The organism is Parasulfuritortus cantonensis, assembly GCF_004337445.1.
GTDB lineage: Bacteria > Pseudomonadota > Gammaproteobacteria > Burkholderiales > Thiobacillaceae > Parasulfuritortus > Parasulfuritortus cantonensis.
Genome location: NZ_SJZB01000040.1, coordinates 1 through 16,535 on the forward strand (window position 1 = coordinate 1; position 16,535 = coordinate 16,535).

Sequence of the window (16,535 nt, forward strand, 5' to 3'; positions counted from 1 at the left end):
GACGTCCGGGTGGTACTTGCGCGCCAGCTTGCGGAAGGCCTTCTTGATGTCGTCGGCCGAGGCATCGCGCGCCACACCGAGAATCTTGTAGTAGTCCTGGTAGTTCATGCGGGATCGCGTCCGGGGTGGTTCGACATGCCCCTTTATGTGGGGGCGGCGGGGCGCCAAACAAGGACTTGAAAGTGCTTTCCGGCCCTCCATATTCGTCCTCGTGAGGGGCGCGCCGCGTGGCGCGTCGCAACGACGATCTCAAGGAGGAAACGTTATGCTCTACCGCAGCTTCTTCCCGCGCGACCTGTTCGCCGACATCGAACGCATGCAGCGCGAACTGGACCGCAACCTGGGTGGCGCACCCAGCATCCGGGGCGGTACCCGCGGCTACCCGGCCATGAATGTCGGCACGACCGCCAGGTCCGTCGACGTCTACGCCTTCGCGCCCGGCATGGACCCGGACAGCCTGGAGGTGCAGATCGAAAAGGGCATGCTCGCCATCAGCGGCGAACGCAAGAACGAGCCGGCCGGCCAGGGCGCCACCGTGCATATCGACGAGCGCTTCGGCGGCCGCTTCCGGCGCGTCGTCAGCCTGCCCGACGACGTCGATGCCAATGCCGTCACCGCGACCTACCGCGACGGCGTGCTGCACGTCTGCGTGGCGCGCAAGGAACCGGCGCAGGCGCGCCGCATCCCCATCCAATGACCGGCAAGGAGACCATCATGAGCGAACAAGCCAGCAAGCGTGAAGAAGCCGGCCGCGCCGAGGAGGCGCTGCTGCCGCCGGTCGACGTGGTCGAGGATGCCCACGGCATCACCCTGTACGCCGACCTGCCCGGGGTGGCCAAGGATGGCCTCGAAGTCCGGGTCGAGGGCGACACCCTGATCCTGGAGGGCGCCCTCGACCTCGCCCTGCCGGAAGGCATGGAGGCCAGCCACGTCGAGGTCGGCATTCCGCGCTATCGCCGGGTCTTCACCCTGTCCCGGGAACTGGACAGCGGCAAGGTGTCGGCGGATTACCGGCACGGCGTGCTGAAGCTGCGCATTCCCAAGGCCGAACACGCCCAGCCGCGCCGTGTCGAGGTACGCGTCGACTGAGCCCGGCCGCGGTGCCGTCGCGTTCGCCCGCCGCGGCCGCGACGGCGCTCAGCCGATCTTCACGACGATGTCGTGCAGGGTGTTGGCGCAGTGCTCCAGGCGGCCGCCGGCCCGGTCCAGGTGCTGGTATATCTCGCGCCGCTTCAGCATGTTCATGTAGTCCTCGCCCTGGAACAGTTCGGCCAGGGCACGCCGGTACAGCTTCTCCATGCTGCGGCCGTGCTTGCGCGCGATGTTCGCCTCCACGGCGGCGTCGGCCGGCGTGCTGCCCAGCTTGGCGAATCCCGTCGCCAGGGTCTGGCAACCGTTGCGCAGGGCGGCGGCCAGTTCGTAGGTGTATTTATCCGGCGTGATCGCCAGGGCGTCCATCTCGTTCACGCAGTCCTTGCAGTAGTTGACGATCTCGTCGAGGTCGACGATGGCACGGTAGATGTCCTCGCGGTCGATGTCGGTCGAGAAGGCCTCGTTCAGGGTGTGGATGTTGTGCACCTTGACGGCGTCGGCGGCGTGTTCGTCCTTGCGTATCTGCTTGCCGATCTCGGCGTCGTCGGTGCCCATGAAGTCGACCAGCAGGTTCACGGTGTGGGTCACCTGCTGGGCCTGGTCGGCGAGCAGCTTGAAGAAGTCCGGCGACTTCGGGAACACCCGGTCGAGCACGCGGTGCAGGATGGAGATGGGATGGATCACGGTTGTCCCCTGTGGAGTATGGCGAAGACCAGGGCGTAGACGATCGCCCCGACCAGGGCGGCGGCCGGTATGGTGATCAGCCAGGTGGTGACGATCTCGCGCGCCTTGCCCCAGCGCACCGCGCGCGGGTGTTCGGAGGCGCCGATCCCCATGATCGAGGTGGCGACCACGTGGGTGGTCGAGACCGGGGCGCCGATCAGCGACGCGGTGAAGATCACCCCGGCGGAGGTAAGCTGGGAATCGAGGGCGTGCAGTGGGCGCACCTTGTAGATGGCGAAACCGAGGGTGCGGACGATGCGCCAGCCACCCGACATGATGCCCAGGGTGAGGGCGCTGGCGCAGGCCAGCATGACCCAGAACGGCACCTCGAAGCTGGGGATGAAGCCGCCCAGGAGCAGGATCAGGGTGAGGATGCCCATGCTCTTCTGGGCGTCGTTGGCGCCATGCGAGAAGGCCAGCCCGGCGGCGGTCAGGAACTGGCCCAGGCGCAGCGGACGGTTGATGCGCGGGTGGGCGGCGCGCAGGGCATACAGGGCCACGGTGTGCACGACGTAGCCGACCCCGAAGCCGACCAGCGGCGACAGTATCAGCGCCAGGACCACCTTGACCACGCCGCTCACGTGGCCGTCGGCCAGCTCGGCGACACCCCAGACCACGTGGTCGCGGCCCACGGCCAGGACCACGGCACCGATCAGCCCGCCGATCAGGGCATGCGAGGAGGACGACGGGATGCCCCGCCACCAGGTGAACAGGTTCCAGACGATGGCGCCGACCAGACCGCTCACCAGGACCGTCAGCGACAAGGTGCCGGGCAGGCCGGACAGGTCGACGAACTTGCCGATGGTGTTGGCGACCGCCGTCCCGCCGAGCAGGGGACCGAGAAACTCGAACACGCCGACGATGACCACGGCGGTGACCGGCTGCATGGCCCGCGAGGCGATCACGGTGGCGATGATGTTGGCGGCGTCGTGGAAGCCATTCGTGTAGTCGAACAGGAGCACGATGGCGACGGCCAGCAGGGCGAGCAAGGTAACAGTGTCCAAGCAGCGTGGGCCTATAATCCGTGGATCGTGACGGAATGGTTACTTCCCATGCTAGTACAAGTCAAAACCCCGGAGCTGTCCGAATCGGTCCAGAACGGTACCTTGCTGGAGTGGCGCAAGCAGGTCGGCGAGACGGTCGCATTGGGTGAGGTCCTGGCCGACCTGGAGACCGACAAGGTGATCCTCGAGGTGCCGGCGCCGGTGGCCGGCGTCCTGGCGGCGATCAGCGTGCCCGCCGGGGGCGAGGTCAAAGCCGGCGACGTGCTGGCGGAGATCGAGACCGCGGCGGGTGCCCAAGTGGCGCCCGAGCCGGCGGCACCCGAGGCGGTTGCCGCCGAGCCGGCGCCCGTGCCGCCTCCGGCCGCGCCGGTTGCGGCCCCGGCGCCTGCCGTCGAGGCGGTCCCGGCGGCGGCCCCGGCACCGGCCGCGGCGCCAGCCTATCCGCCCGGCCGCGCCGACCGCCGCGTCGCCATGTCGCGCCTGCGCGAGCGCATCGCCCAGCGCATGCTGGAAGCGCAGCGCACGGCGGCCATCCTCACCACCTTCAACGAGATCGACATGCAGCCCGTGCAGGCGCTGCGCAAGCGCGTCCAGGCGGAGTTCCAGCAGGCCAACGGCGTCAAGCTCGGCCTCATGTCCTTCTTCGTCGCCGCGGCCTGCCGGGCCCTCAAGCAGTACCCGATCCTGAACGCCAGCGTGGACGGCCGCGACATCGTCTACCACGATTGCTTCGACGTCGGCATGGCGGTGAGTTCGGAGCGTGGCCTGGTGGTCCCGGTGATCCGGGACGCCGACGCCATGAGCCTGGCCGAGATCGAGAAGCGGGTCGCGGACTTCGCCAAGCGGGCCAACAGCCTGGAATTGCGCATCGAGGAACTGGAGGGCGGCACCTTCACCATCACCAACGGCGGCGTGTTCGGCTCCATGCTCTCGACCCCCATCCTCAACCCGCCCCAGTCCGGCGTCCTCGGCCTGCACCGCATCCAGGACCGGCCGGTGGCGGTGGCCGGCCAGGTGGTGATCCGGCCCATGATGTACGTGGCGCTGTCCTACGACCACCGCATCGTCGACGGCCGCGAGGCGGTCAGCTTCCTGAAGGCGGTCAAGGACCAGATGGAGGCGCCCGAGGCGCTCATGTGAACGGCCGCCGGGCACCGCCGCGCCCGGGCCGGGCCCGGTCAGAACCGGGTGATGATGTTCTCCTCGTTCTCCAGCACCTTGGCGGCCGGGCCGACCAGGAGCGGATCGGGGGCGTGGGCGACGTGCTCGTCCTTTTCCGGGTAGGGCAGGTTGGCCAGGAAGTGGCGCATGCAGTTGAGGCGGGCGCGTTTCTTGTCGTCCGACTTGATCACTGTCCAGGGCGCGTCGGCGGTGTCGGTATGGAAGAACATGGCGGTCTTGGCCTCGGTGTAGTCGTCCCACTTGTCGAGCGACTGGATGTCGATGGGCGACAGCTTCCAGTGCTTGAGCGGGTCGTCGCGGCGGGCGATGAAGCGGCGCAACTGCTCTTCGCGGCTGACCGAAAACCAGAACTTGAACAGGCGGATGCCGCTGTTCACCAGCATGCGTTCCAGCTGCGGCGTCTGGCGCATGAACTCGAGGTATTCCTGCGGCGAGCAGAAGCCCATCACCCGTTCGACGCCGGCCCGGTTGTACCAGGAGCGGTCGAAGAAGACCATCTCGCCGGTGGTCGGGAAATGCTGGATGTAGCGCTGGAAGTACCATTCGCCGCGCTCGCGGTCGGACGGCTTCTCGAGGGCGACCACGCGCGCCTGGCGCGGGTTCAGGTGTTCCATGTAGCGCTTGATGGTACCGCCCTTGCCGGCCGCGTCGCGGCCCTCGAACAGGATGACGATGCGCTGGCCGGTCTCCTTGACCCAGTTCTGTACCTTGAGCAGCTCGATCTGCAGCTTGGCCTTCTGCGCCTCGTATTCCCGGCGCCGCATGCGGGTCTTGTACGGATAACCGGCCGGCAGGGGGGCGTAGTCGCTTTCCTCGTCGGTGCCGTGCGGGGCGTGGGCGACCGCCTCGGCGACCGGGCCGTGGCTGACCGATTCGATCGCCGCGACGGCCGCCTGGTCCGGCGTTGCGCTGGCGCGCGTGCGGCGCCGGGCGGGCTGGGGCTTCGCGACAGGCTTGCCGGCGGGCGTGGCGGGTTCGGATTCGGCGGTGCTGACGGTGTCCTTGGCGTTTTCGGTCATGGCGATCTGGATGGTGGCTAAAGCTTTATCTATAGCCCAGGTCGGGCCATGCGGCGAGTCCGCGGTCAGGACCGCCGGGGAGCGGGGTCAAACGTCGCCGTAGCCGCCGCCGCCCGGCGTCTGCAGGACGAACAGGTCGCCCGGCGCGAGCTGGAAATCCGCGCGCTCGGGCAGCTCGGTGCGGCTGCCGTCGGCATGCTCGAGCCACTGCCGGCCGGGTTGGCCGGGGCCGCCGCCGGCCAGGCCGAAGGGGGCGACCGCCCGGCGCAGGGCGATCAGGTTGCCGTGCATGGCGGCCAGGAAGCGCAGGCGGCGTTCGACGCCGTCGCCGCCCGGCCAGCGGCCGTCGCCCCCGGAGCCGCGCCGGATCGCGAACCGCTCGATGCGGACCGGGAACTTGGCTTCCAGCACCTCCGGGTCGGTGAGCCGGGAGTTGGTCATGTGGCTGTGCACGGCGGCGGCGCCGGCGTGGCCGTGCCCGGCGCCGGTGCCGCCGCAGACCGTCTCGTAGTATTGCCGGGTGCCGTCGCCGAAGCTGAAGTTGTTCATGGTGCCCTGGCTGGCGGCCAGGACGCCGAGGGCGCCGTAGAGGGCGTCGACGATGTTCTGCGAGGTCTCCACGTTGCCGGCCACCACGGCGGCGGGTGGCCGCGGATCGAGCAGGGAGCCGGGCGCGAGGCGGACGTCGAGCGGACGCAGGACCCCGGCGTTGAGGGGGATGTCGACGTCGAGCAGGGTACGGAAGACGTACAGCACGGCGGAGCGGACGATGGCGGCGGGGGCGTTCAGGTTGCCCGGGTCGGCGCCGGAACTGGCCGTGAAATCGATCCCGGCGCGCGCGCCGGCGATCCGCACCGCGGCCGAGATGACGCCGCCGCCGTCCAGCGGCAGGTCGAAGCGGCCGTCCTTGAGGCGGCCGAGCAGGCGCACCACGGCGGCCTCGGCGTTGTCCTGGACGTAAGCCATGTAGCGCAGCACGGCGCCGGCGCCGACCTCGTCCTCCAGGCGGCGCAACAGCGCCTCGCCCTGGGCACAGGCGGCGAGCTGGGCCTGCAGGTCGGCGACGTTCTGGTCCGGGTTGCGCGCGGCCGGCGTCGCCGAGGCCAGCCAGGCGCGCACCGCCGCCTCCTGGAAGCGGCCGCCGGCGACGATGCGCAGGCCGTCCGAGAGGCAGCCCTCCTGGTCGATCCGGGTGCTCGCCGCGGGCATGGAGCCGGGCGCGATGCCGCCGATGTCGGCGTGGTGGGCGCGGGCGGCGGTGAAATAGCGCAGTTCGCCGCCGTCCGGGGCGAACACCGGGCGTACCACGGTGATGTCGGGCAGGTGGGTGCCACCGTGGTAGGGCGAATTGATCAGGCAGGCGTCGCCCGCGGCCAAGTCCGGAAAGCGGGTCAGGATAGCCTTGACCGAGTCGCCCATGCTGCCCAGGTGGACCGGGATGTGCGGCGCGTTGGCGATCAGGTCGCCGCGGCGGTCGAACAGGGCGCAGGAGAAGTCCAGGCGCTCGCGGATGTTGACCGAGCGGGCGGTCATCTGGAGGACCCGGCCCATGTCCTCGGCGATGCTCATGAAACGGCGGTTGAACAGGGTCAGCCAGGTCGGGTCGGGCCGCGCCAGGTCGGGCAGGCGGTGCAGGCCGGCGGCGCTGCTGAGGAGGAGGTCGCCGCGCCCGGTCATCTCGAGCTGCCAGCCCGGATCGACCACCGTGCAGGAGCCGGCCTCGACGACCAGAGCCGGCCCGGCCACGCGCTGCCCGGCGGCCAGGCCGTCGCGCCGGTAGAGCGGGACCTCCCGCCAGGCGCCGTCCAGGTGCATGCGGGCGGATCCGGCGGCCTGTGCCGCGGCGGCGACGACCTGTCCGGCCGCGTCGCCACCCCCGGATACGTGTTCGATCTCGAGTGCCGTACAGATCAGGGCACGCGCCGGGTCGGCGAAGCCGAAGCGTTGGCCGTGCAGGCCGTGGAAGGCGGCCGCCATGGCGGCGGGCTCCGCCCGGGCGACCGCCAGGGTTGTGTCGGAGCCGTCGTAGCGCAGCAGGACGCGTTCCCGGGCACCCGGCTCGGGGGCCGGCAGGCGGGTCTCGGCCAGCGGCGTCTCCAGAGCCACCTGCCTGACCGCGCGCCGCTCGGCCAGGCCGATGCCATAGGCCGACAGGACGGCGGCGAAGGGCGACACCAGGATACGCGTCAGGCCGAGGCTGGCGGCGACCCGGCAGGCCAGCTGGCCGCCGGCGCCGCCGAAGCAGACCAGGGTGAAGTCGGCCGGATTGACGCCCCGTTCCAGGGTGATGTGGCGTACCGCATCGGCCATGTTCTCGACCGCGATGGCGAGGAAGCCCTCGGCCAGGCGCTCCGGGCTGTAGTCCAGGTCCAGTTCCCGGTTCACCCGCTCGGTCAGGGCGGCGAAGGCGCGGGCGACGCCGTTCGCATCCAGGGGTTGGTCGCCCGCCGGGCCGAACACGGCGGGGAAGTGGCCGGCCTGGATGCGGCCCAGGTAGAGGTTGGCGTCGGTGACCGCGAGCGGGCCGCCGCGCCGGTAGGCGCACGGGCCGGGCACGCTGCCGGCCGAGTCCGGCCCGACCGTCAGGCGGCCGGCGTCGAAATGCAGGATGGAGCCGCCGCCCGCCGCCACCGTGTGGACGGCCAGCATGGGCACGCGGACGCGGCAGCCGGCCACTTCCGCCTCGGCCTGGCGCTCCAGTTCGCCGCTGTACAGGGAGACGTCGGTGGAGGTGCCGCCCATGTCGAAACCGATCAGCCGGGTCGCGCCGGCGGCCTGGCCGACCTTGGCCATGCCGACCAGGCCGCCGGCCGGTCCCGAGAGCACGCTGTCCTTGCCCTGGAAGGCGTCGGCGGCGACCAGGCCGCCGTTCGACTGCATGAATTCCAGCCGGCAATCCGCGGGCAGGGCGGCCGCCACCCGGTCGACGTAGCGGCGCAGGGGCGGCGACAGGTAGGCGTCCAGCACCGCCGTGTCCAGGCGCGGCAGGTACTTGATGAGCGGCGAGACCCGGTGCGACAGGCTGACCTGGGGAAAGCCGACGCGCCGGGCGACGGCGCCGGCGGCGATCTCATGGGCGGGATTCTTCCAGGCGTGCATGAAGGCGATGGCACAGGCCCTGAGGCCGTTCCGATACGCTTCCGCGAGGGCCCGTTCCAGGGCCGCCTCGTCGAGCGGGCGGAGCACCGTGCCGTCCGCGCCGATGCGCTCGTCGGCCTCGACGACGGCGGCGTGCAGCGGTTCCGGCTTGACGATGGCGAGGGCGAAGATGTCCGGGCGGCTCTGGTCGCCGATCCGGGGCAGGTCGGCGAACCCGGCCGTGGCGACCAGCAGGGTGGCCTCGCCGGTGCGCGTGAGCAGGGCGTTGGTGCCCACCGTGGTGCCCATCTTGACCGCCTCGACGAGGCCGGGCGGAATGGCCGCGTCGTCGGCCAGGCCGAGGATCAGGCGGATGCCGGCGATGGCGGCATCGGCATAGCGTTCCGGGTTTTCCGACAGCAGCTTCTGTTGCACCAGCTGCCCGCCCGGGGCGCGGGCGACGATGTCGGTAAAGGTGCCGCCGCGGTCGATCCAGAATTGCCAGGCCATGGCCGCGGCGGCGGGGCGGGCGTCAGACGCCGCGCAGGAGTTCGTTGATGCCGACCTTGGACAGGGTCTTGGCGTCCACCTTCTTGACGATCACGGCGCAGTACAGGCTGTAGCTGCCGTCCTTGGAAGGCAGGTTGCCGGACACCACCACGGAGCCGGCCGGGACGCGGCCGTAGTGGACCTCGCCGGTCTCGCGGTCGTAGATCTTGGTCGACTGGCCGATGTAGACGCCCATGGAGATGACGCAATTGTCCTCCACCACGACGCCTTCCACGACCTCGGAGCGGGCGCCGACGAAGCAGTTGTCGCCGATGATGGTCGGGCCGGCCTGGACCGGCTCCAGGACGCCGCCGATGCCGACGCCGCCGGACAGGTGGACGTTCTTGCCGATCTGGGCACAGGAGCCGACGGTGGCCCAGGTGTCGACCATGGTACCTTCGTCGACGTAGGCGCCGATGTTGACGTAGGAGGGCATCAGGACGACGTTCTTGGCGATGTAGGAGCCCTTGCGCGCGGCCGCCGGCGGCACGACGCGGAAGCCGCCCTCGCGGAAGTCGCGGCTGTTGTAGTCGGCGAACTTGGACGGCACCTTGTCGAAATAGTTGGTGAAGCCGCCCTTGATAAAGGCGTTGTCCTCCAGGCGGAAGGACAGCAGGACGGCCTTCTTGATCCACTGGTGGGTGACCCAGGTCTGGCCATCGGTGCGCTCGGCGACCCGGAGCTGGCCCTTGTCGAGCATGTCGATCACCGACATGACGGCGTCCTTGACCTTCGGTTCGGCGGTACGCGGGGTGATGTCGGCGCGGCGCTCGAAGGCCTCTTCGATGATGGCTTGCAATTCCTGCATGGTGCTTTCCTTCTTGGTTTCGAGTTAACGATTCTTGCTGAAATCGACGATGCGGTGGGCGGCCTCGACACAGGCCGCCAGGTTGTCGACCAGGGCGATGCGGACATAGCCCCGGCCCGGATTGCCGCCGGCCGCGTCGCGCGCCAGGTAGCTTCCCGGCAGGACGGTGACGTGGCGGTCGCGGTAAAGGTCGCGGGCGAATTCGGCGTCGTCGCCCGGTACCCGGGCCCAGAGGTAGAAGGCGGCGTCGGGGGCATCGAAGCCGAGGACGTCCTCCAGGATGGGCATCACGGCGGCGAACTTCTCACGGTACTGGCGGCGGTTGTCGACCACGTGCGCCTCATCCTGCCAGGCGGCGCGCGAGGCGGCCTGCACGGCGGGGTTCATGGCACTGCCATGGTAGGTGCGGTAGAGCAGGAAACCCTTGATCAGGGCGGCGTCGCCGGCGACGAAGCCGGAGCGCAGGCCGGGCACGTTGGAGCGCTTGGACAGGCTGTTGAAGACGATCAGGCGGCGGAAGTCGCGGCCCAGTTCCTGGGCCGCGGTGAGGGCCCCGAGCGGGGGCTTGCCTTCCTCGAAATAGATTTCCGAATAGCATTCGTCGGAGGCGATCACGAAGCCATGCCGGTCGGCCAGTTCGAACAGGGCGCGCCATTCCGCCAGGTCCATGACCTTGCCGGTCGGGTTGCCCGGCGAGCAGACGTAGACCAGCTGCACTTCCGGCCACATGTCCTCCGGCACCTTGCCGAAGTCCATGCGAAAACCGTTTTCCGGCAGGGTGTTGAGGAAGTAGGGCTTGGCGCCGGCGAGGAGGGCGGCGCCTTCGTAGATCTGGTAGAAGGGATTCGGCGAGATCACCCGCTTGACGTGCTTGCCGGGGTCGATGGCGGCCTGGGCGAAGGCGAACAGGGCCTCGCGGCTGCCGTTCACCGGCAGGATCTGGCTGGCCGGGTCGAGGGCCACGCCGTAGCGCTGCCGGCACCAGTCGGCGATGGCCCGGCGCAGGCCGTCCACGCCCTGGGTTATGGGATAATTCGCCAGACCGTCGAGGGCACCCGTCAGCGCCTCGCGGATGAAGGCCGGGGTGGCGTGCTTGGGCTCGCCGATCGACAGGTTGACCGGCGTCAGCCCCGGATTCGGCACCACGCCGGCGAACAGCTCCCTGAGCCTCTGGAACGGATAGGGCTGCAACTGGTTCAGACGGGGATTCACTTCGACGACGTCCTGGCTAACAAGAACGGCAATTATACGTATGTTCATCGTCCCGCGCCCGCTGCTGGCGCCGCTCGCCCTGGTCGTGGCGGCCACCCTGTGGGGCGTGGTCTGGTATCCGTACCGGCTCCTGGAGGCGGCCGGCCTGTCCGGCCAGCTCGCCACGCTGCTGACCTATGTCGTCGCCCTGCTGGTCATGCTGGCGATCTACCGGCCCGGGCGTTCGGGCGGCCACCGCGGCCTGCTCCTGGTCGTCTCGCTGACCGCCGGCTGGACGAACCTGGCCTATGTCCTGGCCGTGATCGGCGGCGAGATCATGCGCGTCCTCTTGCTGTTCTACCTGGCGCCGCTGTGGACCGTGCTGTTCGCCCGCCTGCTGCTCGGCGAGCGGGCCGGCGCCTGGGGCGCCCTGGTCATCGCCATGGCCTTGGCCGGCGCCGTCGTCATGCTGCACAACCCGGCCGATCCGTGGCCGTTGCCGGCCAGCGCGGCGGAATGGCTGGGACTCTCGGCCGGCGTCACCTACGCCTTGTCCAACGTCCTGAGCCGGCGCCTCAAGCAGGTCTCCACCGCGCGGCGCAGCGTCTGGATCTTCGCCGGCGTGCTGGCGATCACGGCCTGGCCGGCCGCCGGCGAGGCCGTGCCGGTCCTGGCCGGCCTGGGCGCGGGCGGCTACGGCCTGCTTCTGCTGACCGGGCTGGCCCTGGTGCTGGCGACCCTGTGCGCGCAGTACGGGCTCGCCCACACGCCGGCCAACCGCGCCATCGTCATCCTGCTCAGCGAACTGTTGGCCGCCGCCGTGTCCAGCTGGTACTGGGCCGGCGAGGTGATGACGCCAAGGGAATGGCTGGGCGGCGGCCTGATCGTCGCCGCCAGCCTGCTGTCGGGCAAGTTGGAACGAGGAGAGAACCATGCCTAGGATCGTCGGGCTGCTGCACGCCTCCCTGCTGATCGCGGACGTCGGGCGCTCGCGCGCCTTCTACGAAGGGATGCTGGGCCTGGAAGCCAACCCGGCGCGCCCGGACCTGGGCTTCCCCGGCGTCTGGTACGACGTCGGCAACGGCAGCCAGATACATCTGCTCTGCCTGGCGAATCCCGATCCCGTCGCCGGCCGGCCCGAGCACGGCGGCCGCGACCGCCATACCGCCCTGGCGGTGGTCGATTGGCTCGGCATGCAGGAGCGCCTGCGGGCGGCAGGGGTGCCGTTCACCCTCAGCCGCTCGGGACGCCGGGCCCTGTTCTGCCGGGACCCGGACGGCAACGCCCTGGAACTGGTCGAGGTCCAGGCGGCCGGCTAGAGCTTGAACTGCCGGACCATGGCGTTCAGCTCGTGGGCGAGGCCGACCAGCGCCTCGCTGACGCCCCGGGTCTGCATCGCCTCGCTGGCCGTGCGGTCGGCGATCCGGCTGATGTTGAGCACCTTTTCGCTGGAACTGCCGGTCAGGCTGCGCTGCTGTTCGACGGCGGCGCTCATGCGGTCGTTGATCTGGCGGATCTCGGTGACCCGGGCGACGATCTGATCGAGGCTGGCGACCGCCTGTTCCAGCTGTTGGCTGTCGTGCTCGGCGCTGGCCCGGGCATGGCCCATGGTGCCGACCGCCTGGCGCGCCTCGTTCTGCAACTGGCTGACGATCTCCTCGATGCTGCGCGTCGATTCGTGCGAGCGGGTCGCCAGCTTGCGCACCTCGTCGGCGACCACGGCGAAGCCGCGCCCGGCCTCGCCGGCGCGGGCCGCCTCGATGGCGGCGTTGAGGGCGAGCAGGTTGGTCTGCTCGGCGATCTCGCGGATCACGTCGAGGACGTTGCTGACGTTCTGGCTGCGTTTGTCGAGCTGCTCGATGATGCTCGCGGTGGCTTCGATCTCGCGTACCAGGTCGAGGATGCCCCCGATGGCCTCGCGGGTCATCGCGGTTCCCTGGCTGGCCTGGCGCTCGGCTTCAACGGAGACGTGGCCGGCCATGGCCGCGCTGTCGCCGACCTCGCCGGCGATGCCCTGCAGGGCGCCGATGAAGCTGGCGGTCTGGTCGGTCTCGTTGCGTTGTTCGGCGGCGGCGTTGGCGGTGCCTTCGGAGACGCTGGCGATGTTGTCGGCAGCCCCCGACACCCGTTCCGCGGCATCCGCGACGCGGCTCAGGCTGGTCCGGAAATTGGCCAGCATGCTGTTGATCGAGTTGGCCAGCATGCCGATTTCGTCCTGGCCGGAGACCGCGAAGGTACGGGTCAGGTCGGCGTTCTGTTCGACTTCGTGCATGGTATGCCGGATTGCCAGCAGGGGCTTGATCACGATGACCCGCAGAAGGAAGAAGACCAGCGCCAGGCCGGCCAGGAAGAGGGCGATGTTGACGCCGGTGTTGACCATCAGGTTGTGGTCGTGCTGGCCATCCAGCTGGGCCAGCGAATAGGTGGTGCGCACGGCACCGACGACGCTGCCTTCCTCGACCTGGTGGCAGCCCAGGCAGTTGGTGCCGTGGTAATTGGCGGTGGCCTTGATCGGGGCCACCACGGTGACGATGCGGTGGCCGTTCTGGCGGCCCAGCACGGCCACCTTCTCGCCGGCGAGGGCGCGGGTGTCGAGATCGTCGCGCGGCAGGGCGTCGCTCGGCGGCGTCGGATTGATCTTCCCGGGGGCCTGGATGATGCGCAGGTCGAGCAGGCCGTCGACCATCAGCTTGTCGCGCAGCGAGGCCTTCTGGTCCAGGTTGCCGGTCAGCATCATGGTGTTGACGCCGTCGAAGAACGACTGCCCCATGACCGTGGCCTTGTCGATGCCGACCTGGCTGGCCAGGCGCCGCTCGCCGTTGGCGGTGAGCCAGGTCGAGATGCTCAGGATGGCGACGAAGGCGAGGAAGATGGCGACCAGAACCTTGATCTGGATCGAGCTGGCGGCTTTATTGAACAACTTCGTCTCCGTGTAGCTTATCGGCACTGCGCCGTTAACGGACGAATCGCCGTCAACTTTAGCGGTCGGGTTGCTGACAGCCGGGCCGCAACCACATAATGGCACGCGATAGCCACCCGCGAGCGCCGACATGGAAAACCAAGCCGTACCCGATTTCGAGCTGCCCGGCACCGGCGGAATCCGCTTCCGGCCCGCCGACCATCTGGGCAAATGCCTGGTCCTATATTTCTATCCCAAGGACAACACGCCCGGCTGCGCCACCGAGGGCCAGGACTTCGCCGCCCACCACGATGCCCTCAAGGCCGCCGGCTGCGAGGTGTTCGGCATCTCGCGCGACAGCCTGAAATCGCACGAGGGGTTCAAGGCCAAGTTGAACCTGCCGTTCGACTTGCTCAGCGACGCCGACGAGACGGCCTGCGAGCTGTTCGGCGTCATCAAGATGAAGAACATGTATGGCAAGAAGGTCCGCGGCATCGAGCGCAGCACCTTCGTGGTCGACCGGGCCGGGCGCGTCGCCAAGGCCTGGCGGGGCGTCAAGGTGCCCAACCACGTCCAGGACGTCCTGGCCTTCGTGCAGTCCATCTGAATCACTCCTTCCCGAAACCACCATCGCGCACATGGCCCGCAAACCCAGAACCCAGACCAAGCTCTTCGTCCTCGACACCAACGTCTTCCTGCACGATCCCACCTGCCTGTTCCGCTTCCAGGAACACGACCTGTACGTCCCGATGGCGACCCTGGAAGAACTGGACCACAACAAGAAGGGGGTCACCGAGGTGGCCCGCAACGGCCGCCAGGCCAGCCGCTTCCTGGAGGAGATCGTCAGCACCCAGGAACTGGACATCGAGCAGGGCATCCCGCTCGGCCCGCACAGCCACAAGGCCGCCACCGGCCGCCTGTACCTGCAGACCACCAGCATCCAGAACGACATCGCCGCGGTACTGCCCGCGAGCAAGGTCGACAACCAGCTGCTCGGCGTGGTGTCCTACCTGCAGCACAAGTTCCCCTCGCGCCCGGTGATCCTGGTCTCCAAGGACATCAACATGCGCATCAAGGCGCGTGCCCTCGGTTTCCTGGCGGAGGACTACTTCAACGACAAGGTCCTCGAGGATACCGACCTGCTCTACAGCGGCGTCCGCGAGCTGCCGGAGAATTTCTGGGACAGCCATGGCAAGGGCATGGAGTCGTGGCAGCAGGACGGTCGGGTGCGCTACCGCCTGTCCGGTCCCCTGTGCGCTTCGATGCTGGTCAACGAATTCGTCTACCAGGAAGGCGCCAAGCCGTTCTACGCCATGGTCTCCGAGGCCGTCGGCAAGAGCTCCGTGCTGACCACCATCAAGGACTACAGCCATAGCAAGAACAGCGTTTGGGGGGTCACCGCCCGCAACCGCGAGCAGAACTTCGCCCTCAACGTCCTCATGGACCCGGACATCGACTTCGTCACCCTGCTCGGCCAGGCGGGGACCGGCAAGACCTTGCTGACCCTGGCCGCCGGCCTGGCCCAGACCCTGGAACAGAAGCTGTACAGCGAGATCATCTTCACCCGCGTGACCGTGCCGGTCGGCGAGGACATCGGCTTCCTGCCCGGTACCGAGGAGGAAAAGATGACCCCCTGGATGGGGGCCCTGGAGGACAACCTCGACGTACTCAACAAGTCCGACGACGCGGCCGGCGAGTGGGGCCGGGCGGCCACCCAGGACCTGATCCGTTCGCGCATCAAGGTGAAGTCGCTCAACTTCATGCGCGGGCGCACCTTCCTGAACAAGTTCCTGGTCATCGACGAGGCCCAGAACCTGACCCCCAAGCAGATGAAGACCCTGATCACCCGGGCCGGCCCGGGCACCAAGGTGGTCTGCCTGGGCAACATCGCCCAGATCGACACGCCCTACCTGACCGAGGGCAGTTCCGGCCTCACCTACGTGGTCGACCGGTTCAAGGGCTGGCCGCACAGCGGTCACGTCATGCTCGCCCGTGGCGAACGCTCCAGGCTGGCCGACCGGGCCGCCGAAATTCTTTGAGGTGAATATCGTGGCGAATAGTAAATGGATGATTTATACCGGCTTGGCGTTGACCTTGATAATCGCCCTCCCGGGGTGCGAGAAAAAGGCCGCCGAGGTGGACCAGCCGGCCGCGGCGCGCGTGAATGGCGAGGCCATTCCAAGCGCCCTGGTCGATGCCGAGTTGGAACGTGCCGGCCAGATTCCGCCTGACCAGCGCCAGAATATCGCCGACCGGATGCTCGGCAATATCGTCGACCAGGAACTCCTGGCGCAACAGGCGCTTAAGGCAAAACTCGACGCCCGGGCGGACGTGCAAATGAAAATCGCCGCGGCCCGGCGCAAGATACTTGCCGAGGCGCAAATCGCCGGCCTGGCCAAGGAGGGCGCGACCCCGGGCGAGGCCGAGATCAAGGCTTATTACGAAGGACACCCGGAACTGTTCGCCCAGCGGGTCGCCTACCGCCTGCAGGAACTGGTGGCCGGCACCACGGCGGACAACATCCAGGCGGCCGAGGAACTGGCCCGCCAGGCCCACAGCCCGCGCGAACTGGCGGCGGCTTTGCAGGCAAAGGGCATTCCGGTGGCTGGCCGCGAGGTGGTGAAGAACGCCGAGGAATTGCCGAGCGAATTGCTGGCGAAATTGAAGGACCTGAAGGCCGGCCAGTCGATCACCATGACCCAGGGCGGCAAGCTGGATCTGATCATCCTGGCCGGAATCGAATCGCGTCCGGTGTCCATGGACCAGGCATCGCCGATGATCCTGCGCTATTTGGAGAATAAGAAGAAAATGGAATCGGTCGAGGCGGAAGTCAAGAAACTACGCGCCGGGGCGAAAATCGAATATGTCGCTCCCTATGCGGCGTTACCCGATTCGGCGGCGGAAAAGCAATAATCCGGGTTAATTCGGCTTGACGGCAGGAATCTTCCGGTAATATCTTCGGCCCGTGCCGGGAATCCGTTTCCCCACAT

General features: G+C 68.7%; 16 protein-coding genes. 8 read left to right on the forward strand and 8 right to left on the reverse strand.

The window, feature by feature from the left end:
* Positions 1 to 108 (reverse strand): DnaJ domain-containing protein (locus tag EZJ19_RS10490; RefSeq protein WP_165873546.1); only part of this gene is annotated, 108 nt, incomplete at its 3' end.
* A gap of 157 nt (positions 109 to 265) precedes the next feature.
* Between EZJ19_RS10490 and EZJ19_RS10495 the strand changes: the two genes are divergently transcribed.
* A complete protein-coding gene (locus EZJ19_RS10495) occupies positions 266 to 697 on the forward strand; it encodes an Hsp20/alpha crystallin family protein (RefSeq protein ID WP_131447348.1) in 432 nt (143 codons plus the stop codon).
* A 17-nt stretch (positions 698 to 714) separates the two neighbouring features.
* Entirely contained in the window at positions 715 to 1,089 is a 375-nt protein-coding gene (locus EZJ19_RS10500; RefSeq protein ID WP_131447350.1) for an Hsp20/alpha crystallin family protein, read from the forward strand.
* A 48-nt stretch (positions 1,090 to 1,137) separates the two neighbouring features.
* Here the strand turns inward: EZJ19_RS10500 and EZJ19_RS10505 are convergent, their stop codons facing one another.
* Positions 1,138 to 1,776 (reverse strand): DUF47 domain-containing protein, encoded by a 639-nt coding sequence (locus tag EZJ19_RS10505; protein WP_131447352.1) that lies wholly within the window; start codon positions 1,774 to 1,776, stop codon positions 1,138 to 1,140.
* Entirely contained in the window at positions 1,773 to 2,819 is a 1,047-nt protein-coding gene (locus EZJ19_RS10510; protein ID WP_131447354.1) for an inorganic phosphate transporter, read from the reverse strand. The genes EZJ19_RS10505 and EZJ19_RS10510 overlap by 4 nt, the downstream gene beginning before the upstream one ends.
* Before the next feature lie 48 nt (positions 2,820 to 2,867).
* Between EZJ19_RS10510 and sucB the strand changes: the two genes are divergently transcribed.
* Positions 2,868 to 3,959, forward strand: coding sequence for a dihydrolipoyllysine-residue succinyltransferase (gene sucB, locus EZJ19_RS10515; protein WP_131447356.1), 1,092 nt, complete (start codon positions 2,868 to 2,870; stop codon positions 3,957 to 3,959).
* A gap of 38 nt (positions 3,960 to 3,997) precedes the next feature.
* On the opposite strand, the gene ppk2 is transcribed toward sucB, so the two are convergent.
* From ppk2 to dapC, 4 genes are all read right to left on the reverse strand, one after another.
* Positions 3,998 to 5,020, reverse strand: coding sequence for a polyphosphate kinase 2 (gene ppk2 / locus EZJ19_RS10520; protein ID WP_131447358.1), 1,023 nt, complete (start codon positions 5,018 to 5,020; stop codon positions 3,998 to 4,000).
* A gap of 87 nt (positions 5,021 to 5,107) precedes the next feature.
* The gene (locus EZJ19_RS10525; RefSeq protein ID WP_131447360.1) at positions 5,108 to 8,608 is read right to left on the reverse strand and encodes a hydantoinase B/oxoprolinase family protein; all 3,501 of its coding nucleotides are present in this window, start codon (positions 8,606 to 8,608) and stop codon (positions 5,108 to 5,110) included.
* Positions 8,609 to 8,630: 22 nt separating this feature from the next.
* Positions 8,631 to 9,455: a 2,3,4,5-tetrahydropyridine-2,6-dicarboxylate N-succinyltransferase gene (gene dapD, locus EZJ19_RS10530; RefSeq protein ID WP_131447362.1), complete on the reverse strand. Its 825-nt coding sequence runs from the start codon at positions 9,453 to 9,455 to the stop codon at positions 8,631 to 8,633.
* Positions 9,456 to 9,479: 24 nt separating this feature from the next.
* Positions 9,480 to 10,667 carry a succinyldiaminopimelate transaminase gene (dapC, locus tag EZJ19_RS10535; protein WP_131447404.1) on the reverse strand — a complete coding sequence of 396 codons (1,188 nt, stop codon included), beginning with the start codon at positions 10,665 to 10,667 and terminating at the stop codon, positions 9,480 to 9,482.
* Between the two features lie 40 nt (positions 10,668 to 10,707).
* Here dapC and EZJ19_RS10540 point away from each other — a divergent pair, with 40 nt between their 5' ends.
* On the forward strand, positions 10,708 to 11,586 hold the full coding sequence (locus tag EZJ19_RS10540; protein ID WP_131447364.1) for a DMT family transporter: 879 nt from the start codon (positions 10,708 to 10,710) through the stop codon (positions 11,584 to 11,586).
* Positions 11,579 to 11,965 carry a VOC family protein gene (locus tag EZJ19_RS10545; RefSeq protein ID WP_131447366.1) on the forward strand — a complete coding sequence of 129 codons (387 nt, stop codon included), beginning with the start codon at positions 11,579 to 11,581 and terminating at the stop codon, positions 11,963 to 11,965. Before EZJ19_RS10540 ends, EZJ19_RS10545 begins: the two co-directional genes overlap by 8 nt.
* Here EZJ19_RS10545 and EZJ19_RS10550 read toward each other — a convergent pair.
* Positions 11,962 to 13,566, reverse strand: a complete 1,605-nt coding sequence (locus EZJ19_RS10550) for a methyl-accepting chemotaxis protein (protein WP_165873547.1) — start codon at positions 13,564 to 13,566, stop codon at positions 11,962 to 11,964. The two genes, EZJ19_RS10545 and EZJ19_RS10550, sit on opposite strands and share 4 nt — an antisense overlap.
* A 130-nt stretch (positions 13,567 to 13,696) precedes the next feature.
* Between EZJ19_RS10550 and EZJ19_RS10555 the strand changes: the two genes are divergently transcribed.
* From EZJ19_RS10555 to EZJ19_RS10565, 3 genes are read left to right on the forward strand one after another with little or no spacing between them, the layout of a single operon-like run.
* A complete protein-coding gene (locus tag EZJ19_RS10555) occupies positions 13,697 to 14,152 on the forward strand; it encodes a peroxiredoxin (RefSeq protein WP_131447370.1) in 456 nt (151 codons plus the stop codon).
* Positions 14,153 to 14,183: 31 nt separating this feature from the next.
* Positions 14,184 to 15,584 carry a PhoH family protein gene (locus EZJ19_RS10560; RefSeq protein ID WP_131447372.1) on the forward strand — a complete coding sequence of 467 codons (1,401 nt, stop codon included), beginning with the start codon at positions 14,184 to 14,186 and terminating at the stop codon, positions 15,582 to 15,584.
* A gap of 1 nt (position 15,585) precedes the next feature.
* Complete coding sequence (locus EZJ19_RS10565) at positions 15,586 to 16,458, forward strand: EpsD family peptidyl-prolyl cis-trans isomerase (RefSeq protein ID WP_131447374.1); 873 nt, start codon at positions 15,586 to 15,588, stop codon at positions 16,456 to 16,458.
* Positions 16,459 to 16,535 lie beyond the last annotated feature (77 nt).

Excerpts from the sequence above, each read along its gene's own strand:
- EZJ19_RS10495 (WP_131447348.1), top strand. The coding sequence starts at position 266 with ATGCTCTACCGCAGCTTCTTCCCGCGCGACCTGTTCGCCGACATCGAA.
- EZJ19_RS10500 (WP_131447350.1), top strand. The coding sequence starts at position 715 with ATGAGCGAACAAGCCAGCAAGCGTGAAGAAGCCGGCCGCGCCGAGGAG.
- sucB (WP_131447356.1), top strand. The coding sequence starts at position 2,868 with ATGCTAGTACAAGTCAAAACCCCGGAGCTGTCCGAATCGGTCCAGAAC.
- ppk2 (WP_131447358.1), bottom strand. The coding sequence starts at position 5,020 with ATGACCGAAAACGCCAAGGACACCGTCAGCACCGCCGAATCCGAACCC.
- EZJ19_RS10525 (WP_131447360.1), bottom strand. The coding sequence starts at position 8,608 with ATGGCCTGGCAATTCTGGATCGACCGCGGCGGCACCTTTACCGACATC.
- dapD (WP_131447362.1), bottom strand. The coding sequence starts at position 9,455 with ATGCAGGAATTGCAAGCCATCATCGAAGAGGCCTTCGAGCGCCGCGCC.
- EZJ19_RS10540 (WP_131447364.1), top strand. The coding sequence starts at position 10,708 with ATGTTCATCGTCCCGCGCCCGCTGCTGGCGCCGCTCGCCCTGGTCGTG.
- EZJ19_RS10545 (WP_131447366.1), top strand. The coding sequence starts at position 11,579 with ATGCCTAGGATCGTCGGGCTGCTGCACGCCTCCCTGCTGATCGCGGAC.
- EZJ19_RS10555 (WP_131447370.1), top strand. The coding sequence starts at position 13,697 with ATGGAAAACCAAGCCGTACCCGATTTCGAGCTGCCCGGCACCGGCGGA.
- EZJ19_RS10560 (WP_131447372.1), top strand. The coding sequence starts at position 14,184 with ATGGCCCGCAAACCCAGAACCCAGACCAAGCTCTTCGTCCTCGACACC.